The organism is Rhizobium sp. GCM10022189 (assembly GCF_042656325.1).
Classification (GTDB): Bacteria; Pseudomonadota; Alphaproteobacteria; order Rhizobiales; family Rhizobiaceae; genus Rhizobium.
In genome coordinates, this window is the sequence record NZ_JBHSOR010000004.1 from 409,311 (window position 1) to 428,199 (window position 18,889).

The following is an 18,889-nucleotide window of genomic DNA, read 5'->3' on the forward strand; positions in this document are numbered from 1 at the left end:
TTTATCGAACAAAATTACAAATATAAATCGTTGGAATCGATTATTTAGCAGAGATAGGAAAACGGTCAACGAAAGGAATTCGTCATGACCGCTCTCCAATTTTCTCCCTCCGTGCCGACCGTTCGCCCGCGGGCGCGGGCTCTGCGCCATTTCACGCCGAACTGGTTTGCAACGACGATGGGAACCGGCATCCTTGCCGTCTGCCTCGGGCAGTTCCCCGCTTCGCCGGCGCTGCACGCGGCAGGTGAGGCGCTGTGGCTTGCGAATATCGGCTTGTTTGCGGTGCTGACCTGCCTGTATGCCGCAAAGTGGGTGCTGCATCCCGGCGTTGCGCTCAGGGCTTTTGACCATCCCGTCGTCTCGATGTTCTTCGGGTGCATTCCCATGGGGCTTGCCACCATCGTCAACGGCCTGCTGATCTTCGGCCCGGATTTGTTCGGCAGTGCAGCTGTTCCTGCCGCCGCGCAATTGTGGTGGCTGGATTCGGCGCTGGCGGTCGTGGCGGGGCTTGCCGTTCCGTTGGTCATGTTCACGCGACAGCAGCATGCCATCGAGCATATGAGCGCCGTGTGGCTTCTGCCGGTCGTGGCCTCCGAGGTCGCCGCTGCCAGCGGCGCGCTGCTGCTGCCGCATCTTGCCGGGGGCGCGCGGCTTCCTGTGCTCTTTGCGAGCTTCGTGCTCTGGTCCTGTTCGGTGCCGCTGGCGCTCGGTATTCTCGTCATCCTCTTCCTGCGCATGGCTTTGCACAAGCTGCCGCCGGCCAGCATGGCAGCGACGAGCTTCCTGGCGCTCGGTCCCATCGGCACTGGGGCACTGGGTCTTGTCCTGTTTTCCGTGAATGGCCGGCAGGCTCTTGCAGCCGGTGGCCTCGATGCGCTGGCCCCGGCAATTTCCGGTGCGGCTCTGCTGGGCGCGGTCCTGTTGTGGGGTTACGGTCTCTGGTGGCTTGGCCTGGCGGTCGCTATCACCGTCAACCAGCTGCGGCAGGGGCTGCCCTTCAATCTCGGCTGGTGGGGTTATACTTTCCCGATCGGCGTCTATGCCGTTGTGACGCTGCGGCTTGCCGGTATCTTCCCGCTGCCGGCGCTCACGCTATTCGGGGAGGTTCTGGCCGCCGTGCTCGCCGCAATCTGGATCATCGTTGCCATCCGCACGAGTTGCGGCGCCTATAACGGATCGCTCTTCGTCGATCCCAGCCTGGAGAACTGAAGGGCCGGCCTGCACACTGGCTTCAATCATTCGTTATTTTGATAATGCCGGTCGGCATTGCATACTTCCGGCGGGCTGGAAAAGGAGGATGCACATGAAACGCTACACGCTTTCGATGATCGGGCTGGCGATCGTGACTGCCATCATCGCCAATCCGGGCATCGCGCTTGCCTGCAACAAACTGATCGGCACCTGAGCCAGCAACATCCACCTCTTTGCTTCAAGGCGCAGCTTCGGTTGCGCCTTTTTTGGTGCTCCCTTTTCGCAGGTCGCGGCGCGGCCTGAATGTGATCGCATGGCGGCTTCCGGGTGCCTGGCGACCAAACGCACTATCGTGTCGGCGCGGCGGCCTCGCCTTCGACCGGGGTCGTGGCAATCGGCGACTGGGCATCACCTGAAGCGACGGCCGCAGGCAGGGGCACATGGCGCTTGCGCTCGCGGATCAAGGTCAACAGGCCCGAGCAGATGATGAGCACGATACCCAGGGCCATCGGCAGATCGACGCTGTCGTTGAAGAAGAGGTAGCCGAAAGCGATCGCCCAGATCATCTGGCTGTATTGCGGCGTTGCGACGAGCGTTGCCGGGGCAAGCCGCGCGGCGGTCATCAGCATCACGTTGCCCGCTGCACCGAGCAGGCCGTAGCTTGCAAGGAACAGCCATTGCTGCGGCGTCGGTGCAACCATCTGCGACAGCATGAGAAGGCCGCTGACGATCAGGGTGCCGAGCAGCGAGGCGCCATAAAGCGAAAGGCGCTTCTCGGCCGGGCCGAGCTTGCGCAGGATGACGATGGCGACGGCAGCCGCGATCGCACCGATGGTCGCCGCCAGATGGCCGACGGACAATTCGCGGAAACCGGGCCTCAAAACCACGAGCACTCCGAGGAAGCCGACGATGACGGCTGCCCAGCGCTGCCAGCGCACATCCTCCTTCAGGAAGATCACCGAGAGGATGGTAACGAAGGACGGCAGCAAGAAGAGCAGGCAGAAGGCTTCCGCCATCGGCAATTTGGTGAAGGTGATGATCGAGGCGATTGCGCCGGTTGCGCCGGCCGCGAAGCGCACCAGCCAGAGCGGCCGGTTCGTCGTTCTGAAAATATCCAGCCAGGAATCGCCCGGTCCCTTGATGAACGGCAGGGCGGCAAGGCTGAGGATCGCACCCGTGAACGCGACCTGGAAGGAGGGAACCGTGCCGTGCAGGGCCTTGATGGATGCATCGCTGAAGGCAAAGACGGCATAGGCCGCAAATGCGACGAGGACGCCACGAAGCGTGGTGGAGGCGGCTGTCATTTATCCGAATCTTTTAGAAGGTGGGTTGTTTCATCTATGGGATGAAATGCGGCCTATCAAAGGTCGATTGCGAATAGCTGCAATGCATGACCCGCGCATGACGTTGCCGGAAAGGCCGGAACGCCGGGCCTTGCGCGCAGACGCAATAGTTTCTATATCCGTCGCCCATGCAAGCTGGCGGCCGATCCCGCCGGAAATACAGGAAATCCGCCATATTTCGCGATCAGGAAGGCGGATCGAAACAGCACAGAATTTGGCAGCACTCGTGAACACACTGGATTTTGACAAGCAGCCGGAAGACACCCGTGTCGTCGTCGCCATGTCGGGCGGCGTTGACAGCTCCGTCGTGGCCGGGCTTCTCAAACGCCAGGGATATGATGTGCTCGGCATCACGCTGCAGCTTTACGATCATGGCGCGGCTGTTCATCGCGCCGGTTCCTGCTGCGCGGGCCAGGATATCGACGATGCGCGCCGTGTCTGCGAAACGCTCGGCATTCCCCATTATGTGCTCGATTACGAGAAGCGGTTCCGTGAAACCGTCATCAATCCGTTTGCGGAAAGTTATGTCGCCGGCGAGACGCCGATCCCCTGCGTTGCCTGCAACCAGACGGTCAAATTCGCCGATCTTCTGGCGACTGCGAAGGAGCTTGGCGCCGATGCGCTGGCAACCGGCCACTATATCCGTTCGCGCCCCAATCCGTCTTCCGGCAATCCCGGCCGCCGCGCGCTCTATCGCCCGGCCGATGCCGACCGCGACCAGAGCTATTTCCTTTTTGCCACGACACAGGAGCAGATCGACTATCTGCGCTTCCCGCTCGGTGGTCTGCCGAAGTCGGAGACCCGCCGGCTGGCCGAGGAGATGGGTCTCGTCGTCGCCAAGAAGGCCGACAGCCAGGACATCTGCTTCGTGCCGCAGGGCAAATATTCCGATATCATCACCAAGCTGAAGCCGAATTCGGCTCTGGCCGGCGACATCGTGCATCTCGACGGCCGCATCCTCGGCCAGCACGAGGGCATCCTGCATTACACGATCGGCCAGCGGCGCGGCATCGGCATTGCGACCGGCGAGCCGCTCTATGTCGTCTATCTCGACGCTCGCTCGCGCCGCGTCATCGTCGGCCCCAAGGAGGCGCTGGAGACGCACCGCGTCTATCTGCGCGACGTCAACTGGCTTGGCGACGAGCCGCTTCAGGTCGCAGCCTCGGGCGAGGGTTTTGCCTGCTACGCCAAGGTCCGCTCCACCCGCGCGCCGGCGCCTGCCGTGCTGCATGCCGATGCGAGCGGCATCTATGTCGACCTGACGGTGGGCGAAGCGGGTATTGCGCCCGGCCAGGCCTGCGCGCTCTACTCGGCTCCCGGCGACGACGCCCGCGTCTTCGGCGGCGGCTTCATCGAGCGGTCCGAGCGCGAGCCGGCAGCGGAAGCCTCCCTGAAGGCGCTGCTTTCCACTCACGCCATGGCCTGAAAGGGCGAAAAACGGTGCTGCGGAAAGCCCACCGTTTTTCTCCATCATGTGCTTGACACAAAGCGGAAGCGCACCTTATAAGCCGCACATCCCACGAACCGGAAGCGCTTCGCGAACGGTGTCGTTTGACCAGTGGCGGAGTAGCTCAGTAGGTCAGAGCAGAGGAATCATAATCCTTGTGTCGGGGGTTCAAATCCCTCCTCCGCTACCATATTTCCGAAAAGTAAATCAGTAAGTGCGCACCACCCGCGCAAGCGATATAACTTTGTCGCAGGACGCTTTGCTATCCGGGGACCCCACGATGAAATACGCCGTTGTCGCAGCGCTTCTTCTTGCCGCCGGCTGCAGCACGACGACGCAGGACCAGCCGGTCCCGGGCAGCCTGACCTATGGCGGCAAGGTTATTCACTCGCCTTACAAGCCCGGCACGGTGATAAAGCACACTTTCCTCGGTGAATTCGGTTATCGGCAGTTCGAGCGTTATGTCGTGCAACCCGACGGAACGCTGAAGCTTGCCTCCCGCATCGAAAGCCAGGATTTCCTCTGGGATTGAGCGCGGCGCCAAGATTGACCTGCGTCAAGGCGCGGGATTACGATTGCGGCTGAATTCCTTCCATCTGAATTCAGCCAGCAGAACGGATCTCCCATGTACAATCGCATATTGCTGCCCACCGACGGTTCGGACCTTGCCGCCCGGGGTGTCGACCACGGTCTTGCGCTTGCCAGGGCGCTCAACCTTCCGGTGACGGTCGTCAGCGTCATCGTGCCGCTGACCGGCTTTGCGCTGCAGGGGGTCGTGCAGGCCGAGGCGATCGACAGCTATAACGAGGGCCGCCGCAAAGAGATCGAGGATCTGGAAAAGATCGTCGGCGAGAAGGCCAGGAATGCCGGGGTTGTCGCCGACTTTGTCAGCAAGGTAAACCTTTCGCCGGCGGCAGCCATTCTGGAAACGGCTGCGGAACGGGGCTGCGGCCTGATCGTCATCTCCTCGCACGGCCGCCGCGGGATCTCGCGGCTCATGCTTGGCAGCCAGACCTCCGAGGTCCTTTCCGAGGCTGGCATCCCGGTTCTGGTGGTAAAGTAACCGGCTCAGTTTTCCGCCAGCGCGGCAAGGGGCATTCCGCGCTCGGCAGCATGATCGGCCACCTTTGCCGGAGGCGCGCCATTTTCCCTTTCGACGCGGTCGGTTTCGTTGCGGCTGCTTGCCTCCGGCGTCATGTAGAAGGCAAGCATCTCCTCCAGTCGGGAGGCGGTCAGGTTGGCTGCAAAACCCTTCATGGCTTTCCTCGGCGGTGTTTCCGGTCGGGGAATTCATAACCCAGGTCCCGGCAAATCCGGAACGTGGGCGGCAAGGTTGTCACCAACTTTCGAAGATCGTCATCTAGTGGCCGATGCGTTCGAGGCAGAATTCGATGAAGGCATTGACCTTGGCCGGCACATGATGCCGGGAGGGGTGGATGGCATAGAGCGGAAAGGTCTCGCCCGGCCAATCGGGATAGAGTTCGACAAGGCGCCCCTCGGCCAGAAGATCCTTGACGCTGAGCGCGAGCACCTGGGCGATGCCGGCGCCTGCAAGGCAGGCGTCCAGCATGGTGCCTGGGTCGCTCATCAGAAGCGGCCCGCGCGCGCTAAGCGACACGATCTTCCTGCCTCTGTGCAATTCCCATTCGAACGTCCGTCCGGTCAGCGGATCCCGGAACTGGATGCAGGAGTGGCCGGCAATATCGGCAGGTGTCTTCGGCGTGCCGTGTTCGGCGAGATAGGCCGGCGCTGCGACCGTCAGGACGCGGGTTTCCATCAGCTTGCGGGCGATGCGCGAGGAACTCGGCTGCTGGCCGAAGCGGATGGCAATATCGATGCCGTCGGCGACGAGATCGCTCATCAGGTCGCGGGTTATCAATTCGAGCTCCAGCCCCGGATAGCGGATCATGAATTGCTTGAGATGCGGTGCGAGGACCATGCGGGAAAAGATCGGATCGACATCGACGCGCAGGCGGCCACGGACGGTCTGCGAAGCGCCTGACGCGAGCATCGCGGCTTCCTCGATGCCGTCAAGATGCGGTGCGACCTGCTGGTAGAAGCGGGCGCCTTCATCCGTCAGCCGCACCGAACGGGTGGTGCGGTCGAGCAGGCGTACGCCGACACGTGCCTCCAGCCTCGATATGGCCCGGCTGACGCCGGAGGCTGAAAGACCGAGCGCATCGGCCGCCTTGACGAAGCTGCCGCTTTCGACCACGGCGGCAAGCGTGCTGACACCGGAAAGCAGGCGGCCGTCGAATGCCATGGATTACTCCTGATTTGATGTCATGGATGATGCTGACGAAATGCGACCTGGTCAAGAAAGCGGAGGGTTGTCGCTTTGCGGATAGATCCGAAAAACCGCTTCAATGGAACATCTTGCCGCCAATTTTGTTTCTCCGTTACAGATTGGAGGATCAAGCGATGACCCAATATGGTGACGACAAGAACCGGATTGTGGATGAGAATACAGGCATGCCGCTCGGGCAGGCATCTTACCAGGAGGAAAAGACGCTCGCCGATGAGCGGCGCAGCGTCTCGCTCTGGGGCATGCTGGCAGCCGGCATTCTGGTCATTCTGATCGCTGCGGCAAGCTTTGCCATCTGGCCGGGCACGAGCAACGAACCGGCTTCGACCGCGTCCACGACTTCGGACCCGATCAATGCCCAGCCCTCGGGCCAGGGCACGCTCGACAACAATCCGGCAACCGGCTCGATCAAGCCGCCGGCAGCGGCAGAGCCGGCGCCTGCCGGCGGCGCCAGCGGCCCGACGGGCGCGCCCGCGCCGAGCGCACAGTAATATCGTGATCCTGCATCACGGCTGGGGAAGGGCCGCGCGGCTTCCACGCGGCCCTTTTCGTTTCGTCTGCCCTCGGCTCAGGGCGCCGGCCATTTCCAGTTGCGCACTTCAGGCATGTCCTCGCCATATTCGCGGACATAGGCATGATGTTCGACGAGCTTGGCCTTCAGGCTCTCCAGCACTTCAGGCACTTTTTCCTTCAGGCCGGGAACCCGTTCGATCGCCTCGATGGCGAGGTGGAAGCGGTCGAGTTCGTTGAGCACCGTCATGTCGAAAGGCGTGGTGGTCGTGCCTTCCTCGATGAAGCCGCGCACGTGGATGTTGCGATGGTTGGTGCGCTTATAGGTCAGCCGGTGGATGAGGTAGGGATAGCCGTGATAGGCGAAAACGACCGGCCTTTCCGTGGTGAAGATCGCATCGAAATTCTCGTCCGTCAGGCCGTGCGGATGCTGGTCCTTCGATTGCAGGGCGAGCAGGTCGACCACGTTGACCGTGCGGATCTTCAGTTGCGGAATATGCCGGTGCAGAAGATCGACCGCGGCGAGCGTCTCCATGGTCGGCACGTCGCCGGCGCAGGCCATGACGATATCGGGCGCCACCGTGTCGTCCTCATGACTTGCCCAATGCCAGATGCCGATGCCGGCCTCGCAATGTCTTACCGCCTCGTCCATCGTCAGCCATTGCGGCTCCGGCTGCTTGCCGGCAACGATGACGTTGATGCGGTCATAGGTCTTCAGGCAATGGTCGCCGACCCAGAGCAGCGTATTGGCATCCGGCGGCAGGTAGATGCGCACGATATCGGCCTTCTTGTTGGCGACGAGGTCGACGAAACCGGGGTCCTGATGCGAGAAGCCGTTGTGATCCTGCCGCCAGACATGTGAGGTCAGCAGATAGTTCAGTGAGGAAATCGGCTTCCTCCATTCCAGTTCACGCGTGACCTTCAGCCATTTGGCGTGCTGGTTGAACATGGAATCGATGATGTGGATGAAGGCCTCGTAGCAGGAAAACAGGCCGTGCCTGCCCGTCAGCAGGTAGCCCTCCAGCCATCCCTGGCACAGATGTTCGCTCAGCACCTCCATGACCCGCCCGTCGCCGGAGAGGCTGACGTCATAGGGTTCGATCCTTTCCATCCAGACGCGGTCGGTCACTTCGAAGACGCTGCCGAGACGGTTCGATTCCGTTTCGTCGGGGCCGAAGATGCGGAAGTTGGCGTTGGCCGCGTTGAGCGTCAGCGTGTCGCGCAGGTAGCGGCCGAGGATTTCGGTGGATTGCACCATGGCATCGCCGCGCTTCTCGATCTTCACCTCATAGGCGCGGATATCGGGTGTCATCAGTTCCTTGCGCAGCAGACCGCCATTGGCGTGCGGATTGGCACCCATGCGGCGCTTGCCTGCGGGCGCGAGTGCGCGCAGTTCCGGCTTCAGTTTGCCGGAGGCGTCGAAAAGCTCTTCGGGACCGTAGCTGCGCATCCAGTCCTCGAGGATTTTTCTGTGCCCCTCGTCATCGCGGCAATTGGAAACCGGCACCTGATGGGCGCGCCAGAAACCTTCGACCTTCTTGCCGTCCACCTCCTTCGGTCCGGTCCAGCCCTTGGGGCTGCGCAGCACGATCATCGGCCAGCGCGGGCAGGCCTGCGGCGCCTTGCCGTCGCGCGCCTCTTTCTGGATGGCGCGAATGCGGTCGAAGACGGTTTCGAAGGTCGCCGCCATCTGCTGGTGCATCTTTGCCGGTTCGTGGCCCTCGACGAAAAAGGGCTCGTAACCGTAGCCTTCGAACAGGTGCGTCAGATCTTCGTCGCTGGCACGGCCAAGGATGGTCGGATTGGCGATCTTGTAGCCGTTCAGGTGCAGGATCGGCAGAACGGCGCCGTCGCGGGCGGGGTTCAGGAACTTGTTGGAATGCCAGCTTGCGGCAAGCGGACCGGTTTCGGCCTCGCCGTCACCGATGACGCAGGCGACGACGAGATCGGGATTGTCGAAGGCTGCGCCATAGGCATGGACAAGCGCATAGCCGAGTTCGCCGCCCTCGTGGATGGAGCCGGGCGTTTCCGGCGCGGCATGGCTCGGGATGCCGCCCGGAAAGGAGAACTGGCGGAACAGCTTGCGCATGCCGTCTTCGGTCTGGGCAATATCGGGATAGATCTCGCTGTAGATGCCTTCGAGATAGGTGTTGGCGACCATGCCGGGGCCGCCGTGACCGGGGCCGCACATATAGATGATGTCGAGATCGCGGGCGCGGATGACACGGTTCAGATGCGCATAGATGAAGTTGAGGCCCGGCGTCGTGCCCCAATGGCCAAGCAGACGGGGCTTGATATGGTCTGGCATCAGCGGCTGGCGCAGCAGCGGATTGGACAGGAGATAGATCTGGCCGACCGAAAGGTAGTTGGCTGCCCGCCAGTAGCGGTCGATAAGCATAAGTTCGGCGTCGGAAAGAATTGCTGGAGTCGAGACATGCTTTTCCATGGATTTCTCCCGTTTAAACTTGTTCAACGTCAATTCTAGCTGATGGTACCGGCACGCATTTGATCTGGATCAGCCAGGGCCAAGAATAGAAAGCGCCTCCTGAGCGATGACCTGTTCCTCGTCGGTAGCAATGACATGTGCCGTTATGCGGCTTGCGGGGGTCGTGATGGTGAAGCCGTTGGCGGCATTCGCCCTTTGGTCGATCGCAAGACCGAGCCAGCTCAGGTGCTGCAGGACCGCCGTCCGGATCTGCGGCTGGTGTTCGCCGATGCCGGCCGTGAAGACGATGGCGTCGAGCCCGCCGAGCGTCACCGACATGCGGCCGATCTCGCCGGCAATGCGCAGCGTGAAGAGGTCGAGCGCCTCGCGGGCTTGCGGACTGCCGTCCTCGAGAAGATCGCGACTGTCGGCATTGATGCCGGAAACTCCAAGCAGACCGGAGCGATGGTAGAGCATGTCTTCCACCTGATCGACGGATTGCTTCTTTTGCTGCTGCAGGTGCAGGATCACGCCCGGATCGAGCCAGCCGGGTCGCGTGGCCATCGGAATGCCGTCAAGCGTCGAAAAGCCCATGCTGCAATCGCGACTGGCGCCTTTCTCCAAAGCGCAGAGGCTTGCGCCGCTGCCGAGATGGGCAGCGACGATTTTAGGTTTGCTCGACAGTCTCCGACCGACCTCACCGGCGATGAACTTGTAGGAGAGGCCATGAAAGCCATAGCGCTTGATGCCCCCGTCATGGAGCGCGCGAGGGATGGCGAAGCGGCGCACGAGATCGGTCTGAGTGGCGTGAAAGGCGGTATCGAAGGAGGCTGTCTGGGTCAGATGCGGCTTCAGGTGCTTCAGTGCGCGGATGAAGCGGAGCGCCTGCGGCTGATGAAGGGGGGCAAGCGGTGTCAGCGCATCGACAGCATCGATTGCCGCGTCATCGAGCACTGTCGCTTCGATGAAACGGTCGCCGCCATGAACGACGCGATGGCCGGCAGCGCGGACGGCGCCGATATCGAAATGCTGCGAAAGCAACGCAAAGGTTTCGTCGATAACAGCGTGCAGATCGTCGGTGAGCTCGGCCTCGAGCGGCGTGTCGAAGGTCTTCGGGCCTTCCGTAATGCTGAAGGTGAGGGGCTCGGCGCGGAAGTCGATCATGCCCTTTCCGATACGCCGCACCTTTGCATCCTCGATTGCAAAGATGCCGATCTTCACCGTCGAGGAGCCGGTGTTGAAGGTCAGGAGAAGGTCGGTCGACGGCATTTGCTTGATGCTCCCCGGCAAGCGTGACGATGAACAAACTTAGCGTCGTCGCGCCGGGTGGAAAGCCTCTTCCGCAAACGCCGGGCAATTTTTGGTTGTCGATTTCGGCCCGTGGACGATGCGCGCCCAAGGGAGGGCGCACGTGGGCCGCGTCATGAGAGCTTCACGCTAGGGATTTATTAACAAATGGCAATTTTGCAAATGGAACAAGGAACTATGCCATGGCTGACATTGCCCCAAGCCAAGGCGACGTTTCCCATCCGCTGCAGCATTCGAACTCCACCGGCAAGTGGTTCCTGCCGGTGTTCGGGCTCGTTGTGGTCTGCGGCCTTGGATATGTTGCCTATGCCCTCGCCCGTGATCTGACTGCCGCAATTGCCGTTCCCTGGATACTTCTCGGCCTTGCGCTGCTGATCGCGCTCGGCTTCGAGTTCGTCAACGGTTTCCACGATACGGCCAATGCCGTGGCAACCGTCATCTACACCCGCTCCATGCCGGCGGAATTTGCCGTCATCTGGTCGGGCTTCTTCAACTTCCTCGGCGTTTTGACGTCGACAGGCGCCGTCGCCTTCGGCATCCTGGCGCTGCTGCCGGTCGAGCTCATCCTGCAGGTCGGCTCCGGCTCCGGTCTTGCCATGGTCTTTGCACTGCTGATCGCGGCGATCATCTGGAACCTCGGCACCTGGTATCTCGGCCTGCCGTCCTCAAGTTCGCACACGCTGGTCGGCTCCATCATCGGCGTCGGTCTCGCCAACCAGTTCCTGGCGCCGGCCGGCACTGCCACCAGCGGCGTGGACTGGTCGCAGGCCACCAGCATCGGCCTGTCGCTGTTGATCTCGCCAGTCATCGGCTTCGGCCTTTCCGCCATTCTCCTGGTGGTCCTGAAATTCCTCGTGCGCAAGCCCGAACTCTATCAGGAGCCGAAGGGCAACCAGCCGCCGCCGCTGTGGATCCGCGCCATCCTGATCTTCACCTGCACCGGCGTCAGCTTCGCTCACGGCTCGAATGACGGTCAGAAGGGCATGGGTCTCATCATGCTGATCCTTATCGGTCTTGTGCCGACCGCCTTCGCGCTCAACCGCACGCCCGACGTCAACTATCTCGAAGCCTACAAGTCAGCCTCCGCGCAGGTCGAAACGGCGCTCGGCAAATATGTGAAACCGGGCGTGACCGTCACCGATTACAAGGCTGAGGTCGGCAATGCCGTCAAGAACAGGGTCTGGACGGATGCGACCACGCCGGCGCTGCAGCAATATATCCACCAGACGAGCGCCGAGGTAGCCGCCTTCCCGACGCTGGAGGCCGTTCCGACCAATCTCGTCAGCAACATCCGCAACGATATCTATCTGATCGGCGAGGCGCTGAAGCTCATCGACAAGCAGAAGCTGCTGCCGATGGATGCCAATGACCTGAAGGCGGTCACGGCCTATCACGCCTCGGTCGACAATGCGACGAAGTTCATTCCGCTCTGGGTCAAGGTCGCCGTGGCGCTCGCTCTCGGCCTCGGCACCATGGTCGGCTGGAAGCGCATCGTCGTCACCGTTGGCGAAAAGATCGGCAAGACGCACCTGACCTACGGGCAGGGCGCTGCGGCGGAAGTCGTTGCCATGGTGACGATCGCCTCGGCAGACCATCTCGGCCTGCCGGTTTCAACCACGCATGTGCTGTCGTCGGGTGTCGCCGGCACGATGGCGGCAAACGGTTCGGGCCTGCAATGGTCCACCGTGCGCAACATGATCATGGCCTGGGTGCTGACGCTGCCGGCCTCGATTGCGATCGCCTTCCTGCTGTTCGTGATCCTGCGGCAGGTTTTCTGAGGTCGGTTAAGCTGTAGAGGCCAGATTGGCATTCTGGCTTTTGATGAAGGTGGCCGCTTCTGCGGCGGGCATCGCCTTGCCGAAGAGATAGCCCTGGCCGATATCGCAGCCGAGTTGCAGCAGATAGGCGAGCTGGGCATGTTCCTCCACGCCTTCCGCCGTCGTCTTGATATTGAGGCTTCTTCCGAGAGCGAGCATGGCGCGGACGATCTTTTCCTGTTTCTCGTCTTCCCGGCAGGTGGCGATGAAACTCTTGTCGATCTTGATCTTGTCGAAGCGATAGCGGGCGAGCTGGGCAAGGCTCGAATAGCCCGTGCCGAAATCGTCGAGCGCGATCTGCACGCCTGCCGCGTGCAGTTCATCGAGAATATGGGCAGCGATCACCGGATCCTGGATCAGTGCGTTTTCGGTGATTTCAACTTCCAGCCGCCAGGCCGGCAGGCGGCTTGCCGCGAGCACTTTGAGGATGCGCGAGGCAAGCAGCTTGTCTTCCATCTGCACGGGCGACACGTTGAAGGAAAGCCTGACGTCGTCTGGCCAGGCGAGCGCATCGCTGCAGGCCTGGGCGAGGAGGTCTTCAAACAGTTCGGTAATCATGCCCGTCTCTTCGGCAATGCCGATGAAGACCGGGGGCGGAATGTTCATGCCGTCTTCGTCCGTCCACCGGGCCAGCGCTTCGAAGCCGCAAAGCCTGCCGCTCCTGAGATCGATCAGCGGCTGATAATTGGTTCTGATGGCCTTGTTCTGGATGGCACCGCGCAGCTTGGTCTCCAGCGATGCGCGTTCCGTCACCCTGTCCTGCATGGATGGTTCGAAGACCAGCTGATGGTTGGGGCCGCGCGATTTCGCCTCGTACATGGCAAGGTCGGCGCGGTGGGCGGCATCGTCCAGCGGCTCTGCGCCTTCGCTCCAGCGGTCGTAGCCCACGCTGGCGCCGACCTCGACGGCGAAACCGTCGATCAGGATGGGTCGCGTAACCGCCTGGATCAGCACCTTGGCAAACCATTCCTCGCGCGCGGCTGTGAGACCAAGGGCGATGATGATGAACTCGTCCCCGCCGAAGCGGTAGACGCAATCGGCATTGCCGAGCGCGCAGATGCGCTTGGCCACTTCCACCAGCAGCACGTCGCCGCCCTTGTGACCGACGAGGTCGTTGACTTTCTTGAAGCCGTCGAGATCCACGGAAAATATCGTGACGTTGCCCTTGGCTTCGTCGGGAATAGTGCCATCCTTGTCAGCGGGCCTGGGCAGGATCTTGCGTTCGAAGGCGTAGCGGTTCGGAAGCTTCGTCAGGTGGTCGTGGGTAGCGGTCCAGTCGGCGCGTGCCTGGGCGGCATCGCGAAGCTGCATTTCCTTGCGAAGGTCGGCGATACGCAGCACGGAATAGATGAAACTCATGGCACCGGCAATGCCGAGGGCGAGCACAAACTTGTCGGCGCCGTAATTCTCGAAGCGGCTCATGAAGGTGACGAGCCAGCTATCGACATCCAGCAGGGCGCCCGAAATCCACAGCGCCGCACCGAGCGCCACGATCGTCAGACATTGCCTTCCCGCCCTGCTTTTGAAGAACTCCAGCATCGATTTCTCCATCTCCACCCGCGGCGGAAATATCATCAAATTCTGAAATGTTTATTGAAACCTGAAGGCGAATTGTCGGGGCCATGCCAGCAGGCGGCAGCAGGTTTGGCGGGGACGGGCTTGCATTCGATACCCGGAAAAACGTTTCCCGACAGGTGACGGGGCGTTGAATTTCACCGGCGATTTGAAACCTTTCGCCGGCTCCCGCCTTATGGCTTGGCAACGGACGCTGCCAGATGTCGCACTTCTATTTCAAGACCATGGACAATGACGGCATGATCCCGGGGGATCTGCCCTTCGAATTTCCCGATCTCTTCGCCGCGGTGGAGGAGGCAAAACATGTGCTTGCCGAAATGGCGCTCGATGGCCTGCCGCAACGGCCGGGCGGAACCTTGGGCATCGAGGTGCAGAATGGCAATCGGTCCGCGATCGTGCGCCTGCGGCTGGAGCTGAAAGTGGACTACATCGATTCGTCCTGAGCGGAACCAATGCAGCGTTCAGGCCGTTTTCCGGAACCACCCACGAGAGAGGACGATCTCATGCAACTTGTCGGTACCCAAGTCATACCCGCCTATGGCGGCAAGGGCGGCTTCACGGTCGAGTTCGTGGGCGATGGCGGCGAAGTCGTCTCCGTGCAGATCAGGAACGAGCACGGTCAGCAGCTGAACCGGCTGAACGCGGTCGAAAAGGCGAGGGAAGTGATGAGCCGCTTCGCCACGGCGCAAATCCGAGACGACGCGGGCGATCATGCCGCCGCCCGGCGCAGTGCGCGGTCGGTGAGGGACGAGGAGGCGATGGAAGAACAGCTGGACGAGGGACTGGAAGGCACTTTTCCGGCCAGCGATCCGGTCTCCGTCACCAACACGGCCATACCGAAGGGCAGCAAACACTGATCCATCCTTTCATGGCCGTCATACAAGCAGGCGCCCTGCGATCATCGGCTTGATCGCAGGGCGTTTTTCGGTCACTGCTATTTCAAACCCGCTCAGAGATCGCCCTTCATGCCCTCCTCGAATGCTTCCTTCGTGCGCTCTGCGCTGATCATGCTGGCGCTCGGCGTGCTGATCCTGGTGGCGATTGTCGGGGCCTCGCTCTGGCTTGTGCGGCAAAACAGCTTCTATTCCGATGAAGTGGCGCAGATCCGCCGCGTTCGCAGCGCGGCAGCCGACCTGTTGTCGACGCTGCAGGATGCCGAAACGGGCCAGCGCGGTTTCCTGCTGACGCTCGACCGGGCATATCTCGACCCCTACAACACGGCGATCCAGAACCTGCAGCAGCGGCGTCAAAGGCTGCGGGAGGCGACAGAGGATGTTTCCCGTTACAGCGAGAGCCTGGCGCCTCTCGACAATGCGATCGATGCCAAGCTCAAGGAACTTTCGTCGACCATTACGCTCGCCTCCGAGGGGCAGATGGCGGATGCCCTCTCGATCGTCCGCAGCGATACCGGCAACGCGGCGATGGTGGTGGCGCGCTCGACGCTGATCGCCCTAATCGCCTCGACCGATGACCGGCTGCGCGTCATCGTTACCGAACAGCTGGAAGCGGCCGACGATCTGCAATGGGTCACTATCGGCGGCGCGCTTGCCATTGTCATCGTCATCGGCGGCGCCATCCTCATCATCGTTCAGCATGTGCGCGAGCTCTCGCGAGCGCAGGCGGAACTCGAAATCCTCAATGCCGGTCTTGAGGAGCGCGTCAGCGAGCGTACCGAGGACCTGATGCGGGCCAACCAGGAGATCCAGCGTTTCGCCTATATCGTGACGCACGATCTTCGCGCGCCGTTGGTCAATATCATGGGCTTCCTGAGCGAGCTGGAAACCAGCCTGAAGGCCGTGACCGCCTATGTTCTGGCAGATGGCAAGCCGCTCAATGACGATGAAATCAAGGAAGCAAGGCTTGCGGTAGAGGAGGACCTGCCGGAAGCGATGGGCTTCATCCGGTCTTCTACCCGCAAGATGGATGCGCTGATCAATGCCATCCTGAAGATTTCACGCGATGGCCGGCGCAAGCTTGTTCCCGAGCGGGTCGACCTCAAGGCGGCACTCGAGACGGCTGCGGCGAGCGTCCAGCACCAGATCGCGGCCTCCGAGGGCAAGGTGGAGATCGACGTGCGCGTGCCCGTGCTCGTGACGGACCGCTTCTCGCTCGATCAGATCTTTGGCAATCTCTTCGACAATGCCGTAAAATACCGATCGTTGAACCGCCCGCTCGATCTGCATGTGACGGCGGTGCCCGCCGGCAAGGGGCGCGTCCAGATTGATGTCAAGGACAATGGCCGTGGTATCGGCAAGACCGATCTGGAGCGCGTATTCGAGCTTTTCCGGCGTGCCGGCGAGCAGGATCAGCCGGGTGAAGGCATCGGGCTTGCCTATGTGCGTTCGTTAATACGAAATTTGGGAGGCGATGTTACGGTCAACTCGACCGAAGGCGTCGGCAGCACATTTTCGCTGGTGCTGCCTGCAGACCTCAGCACAATCATAAAGGCAGAGACATGAAAGCCACCGGCAAGGAAGTCACGATCGTCATGATCGAGGACGATGAGGGGCATGCCCGCCTCATCGAGAAGAATGTGCGCCGCGCCGGCGTCAATAACGAGATCGTCCCGTTCACCAACGGCACCGGCGCGCTCGATTACATTCTCGGCGCGGATCGCAGCGGTGAAGTCAGCCGCGACCGCTATCTACTCGTGCTTCTGGATCTGAACCTGCCGGATATGTCGGGCATCGATATCCTGGAAAAGATCAAGGGCAACGACCATACCAAGCGTCTGCCGGTCGTGATCCTGACGACGACCGATGACGAGCGCGAGATCCAGCGCTGCTACGATCTCGGCGCCAATGTCTACATCACCAAACCGGTCGATTACGACAATTTCGCTCACGCGATCCGTCAGCTCGGCCTGTTTTTCGCCGTTATCCAGATTCCGCAATAAGGCGGCAAAGAGAAAGGCGAGCGGCCGCGGCACGCTCGCCTTTGACGTATTCTGACAGTTCAGGCGACGTTGATCAGCAACGGCAGGCCGATCATGACGCCGACGAGAACGGCGACGACAGTTGCGACACGCACGATGCGAATACGCCGCGTGCGCTCCCCACTCCAGTCATAGGTCATTTTTCGTCTCCTCAGGGAAGGACGTAGAGCCCGGGGTTCCGGGTTCGCTATGTATGATCGCGTTTGCTTGTGTAAGGCTGGACTAATTTACGAGGATCATTCAGAAACGCAGCGACCAACGGCGGCCGTCATGGGTCATGCGCACCATGCCGAGCGGCGGGACGTCGATGGTCCAGAAGGCGGCGGGCGGGGCCTTCAGCACATTCAGGATCGCTGCGCGAATGACGGCTGCATGGCTGATGGCAACGGTGTGGCCACCAAGCGGCATTTCCTCGTTCATCCAGCCGGCAACGCGGCTTGCAAGCTCCTGCAGGCTCTCGCCCTCATGCGGGGCTGCTTCGGGATCGGACATCCAGAGGGCGAAATTTTCAGGTTCTTCCGCGTGAAGGCTCATGAGCGGCCTGCCCGCCCAGCGGCCGTAGTCGCAATCCCTGAGAGAGGGGGCAAGGATCGCGTCGAAGCCCAGAATCTCGGCGGTCTGGCGCGCGCGCAGAGCCGGGCTGACGAACACCGTGTCCGCTCGCCCCGGTGCCGGGAGGGCGGCTTGGCCCGGCGCGTTTTCCTCCAGCGGCTCGTCGGTTGGGAAGGAGGCGGTGCGGTTGGCTGCTGTCGCGCCGTGGCAGATCCATGTGAGGCGGGTGGTCACGTTTCGCGCCCTCCGAAGATAGGGCGGGATGGCAGCCGCCCGCATATGAAGTTTCGTTGACAGTCTCTTTGAGCAGCAGATATAACCGTGACGTTGCGGGTTTGGAAGCCGGTGAAAATCCGGCGCGGTCGCGCCACTGTGACCAGCGTGTCGAAATTCTTCGCGTTGGAAGTCAGACCCTACCGTACGCAAGATCTTCGACTGAACGCGTCATTCCAGGAGGAATACATGTCTGACACCACTCTCGCGCCCGTCGCGTCACCCGCGCCAATTCCCGTAGGCCAGATCCTGCCCTGGGCGATCTTCGGCGGCCTGCTGATGCTGATCGCCATCTATTTCGTCGGCACGGAAGAAGGGGCGATGGCGCTCTTCAACGGTATGTACGTGCACGAATTCGTGCATGACGGCCGCCACCTGCTCGGCTTCCCCTGCCACTAAGGGAGTGTCTCACATGGTTGGAAATCTTCTGCTCCGCGGCATGGTCGCGGGCGTGATTGCTGGCATCCTGGTTTTTGCCTTCGCGCGCTTCTTCGGAGAGCCGCTTGTCGATGCGGCGATTGCCTTTGAGGAGGCGACGGCGCAGGCTGCCGGCGAGGCCGCCGAGCCGGAAATCGTCAGCCGCGCCACGCAGGCGGGGCTTGGGCTCTTCACGGGCGTCATGGCATACAGTGTTGCCGTCGGCGGCCTGTTCGCACTTGTCTTCGCCTTCGTGCATGGTCGCTTCAGCAGCCTTTCGGCGCGCGGCACGTCGGCCGCCATCGCCGCAGCCGCTTTCGTTGCCGTCGTCATCGTTCCCGCCATCAAATATCCGGCCAATCCGCCGGCTGTCGGCAATCCGGATACGATCGGCGTGCGCACCGAATTGTTTTTCCTGATGATCGTCGTTTCGATTGCTTCGCTGGTCGCCGCCATCGCGATTGCCCGCCGGCTGGCTGCGAATTTCGGCACCTGGAATGCGGCGATCATCGCCGGCGTCCTCTTCGTCGTCTTCATCGGCCTCGTGGAATATCTGCTGCCGCCGATCAACGAAGTGCCGGAGAATTTCTCGGCCATGGTGCTGTGGCGGTTCCGCACGACCTCGCTCGGCATGCATGTGATCCTCTGGTCCGTTCTCGGCTTTGCCTTCGGCGCCCTGGCGGAAAAGCGCCTCGGCTTGAAGAGCGGGCTGCGCCCGGCCTATCGATAGAATGCGGAGCAGGGGCTTTTGAGCCCCTGCCTCTCCGGGCTCATGGCCGCTTCGTTTCGGA

19 protein-coding genes, 1 tRNA gene and 1 riboswitch are annotated in these 18,889 nt (G+C 61.7%); of the genes, 13 read left to right on the plus strand and 7 right to left on the minus strand.

The genetic code is table 11. From position 1 onward, the window contains the following. The first annotated feature begins 84 nt into the window (after positions 1 to 84). Positions 85 to 1,209, plus strand: coding sequence for a TDT family transporter (locus ACFPWW_RS06370; RefSeq protein WP_377311047.1), 1,125 nt, complete (start codon positions 85 to 87; stop codon positions 1,207 to 1,209). A 329-nt stretch (positions 1,210 to 1,538) separates the two neighbouring features. Here ACFPWW_RS06370 and ACFPWW_RS06375 read toward each other — a convergent pair whose 3' ends face one another. Beyond that, the gene (locus tag ACFPWW_RS06375) at positions 1,539 to 2,495 is read right to left on the minus strand and encodes a DMT family transporter (RefSeq protein ID WP_112703640.1); all 957 of its coding nucleotides are present in this window, start codon (positions 2,493 to 2,495) and stop codon (positions 1,539 to 1,541) included. Positions 2,496 to 2,760: 265 nt separating this feature from the next. Between ACFPWW_RS06375 and mnmA the strand changes: the two genes are divergently transcribed. From mnmA to ACFPWW_RS06395, 4 genes are all read left to right on the plus strand, one after another. Beyond that, positions 2,761 to 3,960, plus strand: coding sequence for a tRNA 2-thiouridine(34) synthase MnmA (mnmA, locus tag ACFPWW_RS06380; RefSeq protein WP_112564009.1), 1,200 nt, complete (start codon positions 2,761 to 2,763; stop codon positions 3,958 to 3,960). A 134-nt stretch (positions 3,961 to 4,094) separates the two neighbouring features. After that, positions 4,095 to 4,171: transfer RNA gene (locus tag ACFPWW_RS06385), tRNA-Met, on the plus strand. Between the two features lie 90 nt (positions 4,172 to 4,261). Further along, on the plus strand, positions 4,262 to 4,513 hold the full coding sequence (locus ACFPWW_RS06390; protein WP_112564011.1) for a hypothetical protein: 252 nt from the start codon (positions 4,262 to 4,264) through the stop codon (positions 4,511 to 4,513). Positions 4,514 to 4,606: 93 nt separating this feature from the next. Further along, entirely contained in the window at positions 4,607 to 5,044 is a 438-nt protein-coding gene (locus ACFPWW_RS06395) for a universal stress protein (RefSeq protein ID WP_112564013.1), read from the plus strand. Between the two features lie 5 nt (positions 5,045 to 5,049). Here ACFPWW_RS06395 and ACFPWW_RS06400 read toward each other — a convergent pair whose 3' ends face one another. Together ACFPWW_RS06400 and ACFPWW_RS06405 are read right to left on the minus strand one after the other, a co-directional pair. Continuing rightward, entirely contained in the window at positions 5,050 to 5,238 is a 189-nt protein-coding gene (locus ACFPWW_RS06400) for a hypothetical protein (protein WP_377311051.1), read from the minus strand. 103 nt (positions 5,239 to 5,341) lie between these two features. Beyond that, positions 5,342 to 6,244 carry a LysR family transcriptional regulator gene (locus ACFPWW_RS06405; RefSeq protein WP_377311053.1) on the minus strand — a complete coding sequence of 301 codons (903 nt, stop codon included), beginning with the start codon at positions 6,242 to 6,244 and terminating at the stop codon, positions 5,342 to 5,344. Positions 6,245 to 6,402: 158 nt separating this feature from the next. Between ACFPWW_RS06405 and ACFPWW_RS06410 the strand changes: the two genes are divergently transcribed. Beyond that, entirely contained in the window at positions 6,403 to 6,777 is a 375-nt protein-coding gene (locus tag ACFPWW_RS06410; protein WP_377311055.1) for a hypothetical protein, read from the plus strand. Positions 6,778 to 6,854: 77 nt separating this feature from the next. Here the strand turns inward: ACFPWW_RS06410 and ACFPWW_RS06415 are convergent, their stop codons facing one another. Both ACFPWW_RS06415 and ACFPWW_RS06420 read right to left on the minus strand, forming a co-directional pair. Next, positions 6,855 to 9,242 (minus strand): phosphoketolase, encoded by a 2,388-nt coding sequence (locus ACFPWW_RS06415; protein ID WP_377311057.1) that lies wholly within the window; start codon positions 9,240 to 9,242, stop codon positions 6,855 to 6,857. A 69-nt stretch (positions 9,243 to 9,311) separates the two neighbouring features. After that, complete coding sequence (locus tag ACFPWW_RS06420) at positions 9,312 to 10,490, minus strand: acetate/propionate family kinase (protein WP_377311058.1); 1,179 nt, start codon at positions 10,488 to 10,490, stop codon at positions 9,312 to 9,314. Positions 10,491 to 10,711: 221 nt separating this feature from the next. On the opposite strand from ACFPWW_RS06420, the gene ACFPWW_RS06425 reads away from it, so the two are divergent. Beyond that, positions 10,712 to 12,307 (plus strand): inorganic phosphate transporter, encoded by a 1,596-nt coding sequence (locus tag ACFPWW_RS06425; RefSeq protein WP_112753252.1) that lies wholly within the window; start codon positions 10,712 to 10,714, stop codon positions 12,305 to 12,307. Between the two features lie 6 nt (positions 12,308 to 12,313). Here the strand turns inward: ACFPWW_RS06425 and ACFPWW_RS06430 are convergent, their stop codons facing one another. Next, positions 12,314 to 13,885 (minus strand): putative bifunctional diguanylate cyclase/phosphodiesterase, encoded by a 1,572-nt coding sequence (locus tag ACFPWW_RS06430; protein ID WP_377311059.1) that lies wholly within the window; start codon positions 13,883 to 13,885, stop codon positions 12,314 to 12,316. A 236-nt stretch (positions 13,886 to 14,121) separates the two neighbouring features. Here ACFPWW_RS06430 and ACFPWW_RS06435 point away from each other — a divergent pair, with 236 nt between their 5' ends. The 4 genes from ACFPWW_RS06435 (at position 14,122) to ACFPWW_RS06450 (ending at position 16,817) form a co-directional block, all read left to right on the plus strand. After that, the gene (locus ACFPWW_RS06435; protein ID WP_377311060.1) at positions 14,122 to 14,364 is read left to right on the plus strand and encodes a DUF6894 family protein; all 243 of its coding nucleotides are present in this window, start codon (positions 14,122 to 14,124) and stop codon (positions 14,362 to 14,364) included. 60 nt (positions 14,365 to 14,424) lie between these two features. Next, the gene (locus ACFPWW_RS06440; RefSeq protein ID WP_377311061.1) at positions 14,425 to 14,778 is read left to right on the plus strand and encodes a hypothetical protein; all 354 of its coding nucleotides are present in this window, start codon (positions 14,425 to 14,427) and stop codon (positions 14,776 to 14,778) included. 108 nt (positions 14,779 to 14,886) lie between these two features. After that, a complete protein-coding gene (locus ACFPWW_RS06445; protein ID WP_377311062.1) occupies positions 14,887 to 16,380 on the plus strand; it encodes a sensor histidine kinase in 1,494 nt (497 codons plus the stop codon). Next, positions 16,377 to 16,817: a response regulator gene (locus tag ACFPWW_RS06450; RefSeq protein WP_377311063.1), complete on the plus strand. Its 441-nt coding sequence runs from the start codon at positions 16,377 to 16,379 to the stop codon at positions 16,815 to 16,817. The genes ACFPWW_RS06445 and ACFPWW_RS06450 overlap by 4 nt, the downstream gene beginning before the upstream one ends. Positions 16,818 to 17,096: 279 nt before the next feature. Here ACFPWW_RS06450 and ACFPWW_RS06455 read toward each other — a convergent pair whose 3' ends face one another. Then, complete coding sequence (locus ACFPWW_RS06455) at positions 17,097 to 17,642, minus strand: histidine phosphatase family protein (protein ID WP_377311064.1); 546 nt, start codon at positions 17,640 to 17,642, stop codon at positions 17,097 to 17,099. Between the two features lie 103 nt (positions 17,643 to 17,745). Beyond that, positions 17,746 to 17,820: riboswitch (cobalamin riboswitch) on the plus strand. A gap of 50 nt (positions 17,821 to 17,870) precedes the next feature. Between ACFPWW_RS06455 and ACFPWW_RS06460 the strand changes: the two genes are divergently transcribed. Both ACFPWW_RS06460 and ACFPWW_RS06465 read left to right on the plus strand, forming a co-directional pair. Beyond that, the gene (locus ACFPWW_RS06460; protein ID WP_112753256.1) at positions 17,871 to 18,080 is read left to right on the plus strand and encodes a CbtB domain-containing protein; all 210 of its coding nucleotides are present in this window, start codon (positions 17,871 to 17,873) and stop codon (positions 18,078 to 18,080) included. A gap of 13 nt (positions 18,081 to 18,093) precedes the next feature. Beyond that, positions 18,094 to 18,828, plus strand: coding sequence for a CbtA family protein (locus ACFPWW_RS06465; protein WP_377311065.1), 735 nt, complete (start codon positions 18,094 to 18,096; stop codon positions 18,826 to 18,828). The last annotated feature ends 61 nt before the right edge of the window (positions 18,829 to 18,889 follow it).

Bases quoted from the DNA above. Each gene is read 5' to 3' on its own strand.
- ACFPWW_RS06370 (WP_377311047.1), top strand. From the start codon at position 85: ATGACCGCTCTCCAATTTTCTCCCTCCGTGCCGACCGTTCGCCCGCGG.
- ACFPWW_RS06375 (WP_112703640.1), bottom strand. From the start codon at position 2,495: ATGACAGCCGCCTCCACCACGCTTCGTGGCGTCCTCGTCGCATTTGCG.
- ACFPWW_RS06390 (WP_112564011.1), top strand. From the start codon at position 4,262: ATGAAATACGCCGTTGTCGCAGCGCTTCTTCTTGCCGCCGGCTGCAGC.
- ACFPWW_RS06395 (WP_112564013.1), top strand. From the start codon at position 4,607: ATGTACAATCGCATATTGCTGCCCACCGACGGTTCGGACCTTGCCGCC.
- ACFPWW_RS06400 (WP_377311051.1), bottom strand. From the start codon at position 5,238: ATGAAGGGTTTTGCAGCCAACCTGACCGCCTCCCGACTGGAGGAGATG.
- ACFPWW_RS06405 (WP_377311053.1), bottom strand. From the start codon at position 6,244: ATGGCATTCGACGGCCGCCTGCTTTCCGGTGTCAGCACGCTTGCCGCC.
- ACFPWW_RS06410 (WP_377311055.1), top strand. From the start codon at position 6,403: ATGACCCAATATGGTGACGACAAGAACCGGATTGTGGATGAGAATACA.
- ACFPWW_RS06415 (WP_377311057.1), bottom strand. From the start codon at position 9,242: ATGGAAAAGCATGTCTCGACTCCAGCAATTCTTTCCGACGCCGAACTT.
- ACFPWW_RS06420 (WP_377311058.1), bottom strand. From the start codon at position 10,490: ATGCCGTCGACCGACCTTCTCCTGACCTTCAACACCGGCTCCTCGACG.
- ACFPWW_RS06425 (WP_112753252.1), top strand. From the start codon at position 10,712: ATGGCTGACATTGCCCCAAGCCAAGGCGACGTTTCCCATCCGCTGCAG.
- ACFPWW_RS06430 (WP_377311059.1), bottom strand. From the start codon at position 13,885: ATGCTGGAGTTCTTCAAAAGCAGGGCGGGAAGGCAATGTCTGACGATC.
- ACFPWW_RS06435 (WP_377311060.1), top strand. From the start codon at position 14,122: ATGTCGCACTTCTATTTCAAGACCATGGACAATGACGGCATGATCCCG.
- ACFPWW_RS06440 (WP_377311061.1), top strand. From the start codon at position 14,425: ATGCAACTTGTCGGTACCCAAGTCATACCCGCCTATGGCGGCAAGGGC.
- ACFPWW_RS06445 (WP_377311062.1), top strand. From the start codon at position 14,887: ATGCCCTCCTCGAATGCTTCCTTCGTGCGCTCTGCGCTGATCATGCTG.
- ACFPWW_RS06450 (WP_377311063.1), top strand. From the start codon at position 16,377: ATGAAAGCCACCGGCAAGGAAGTCACGATCGTCATGATCGAGGACGAT.
- ACFPWW_RS06460 (WP_112753256.1), top strand. From the start codon at position 17,871: ATGTCTGACACCACTCTCGCGCCCGTCGCGTCACCCGCGCCAATTCCC.
- ACFPWW_RS06465 (WP_377311065.1), top strand. From the start codon at position 18,094: ATGGTTGGAAATCTTCTGCTCCGCGGCATGGTCGCGGGCGTGATTGCT.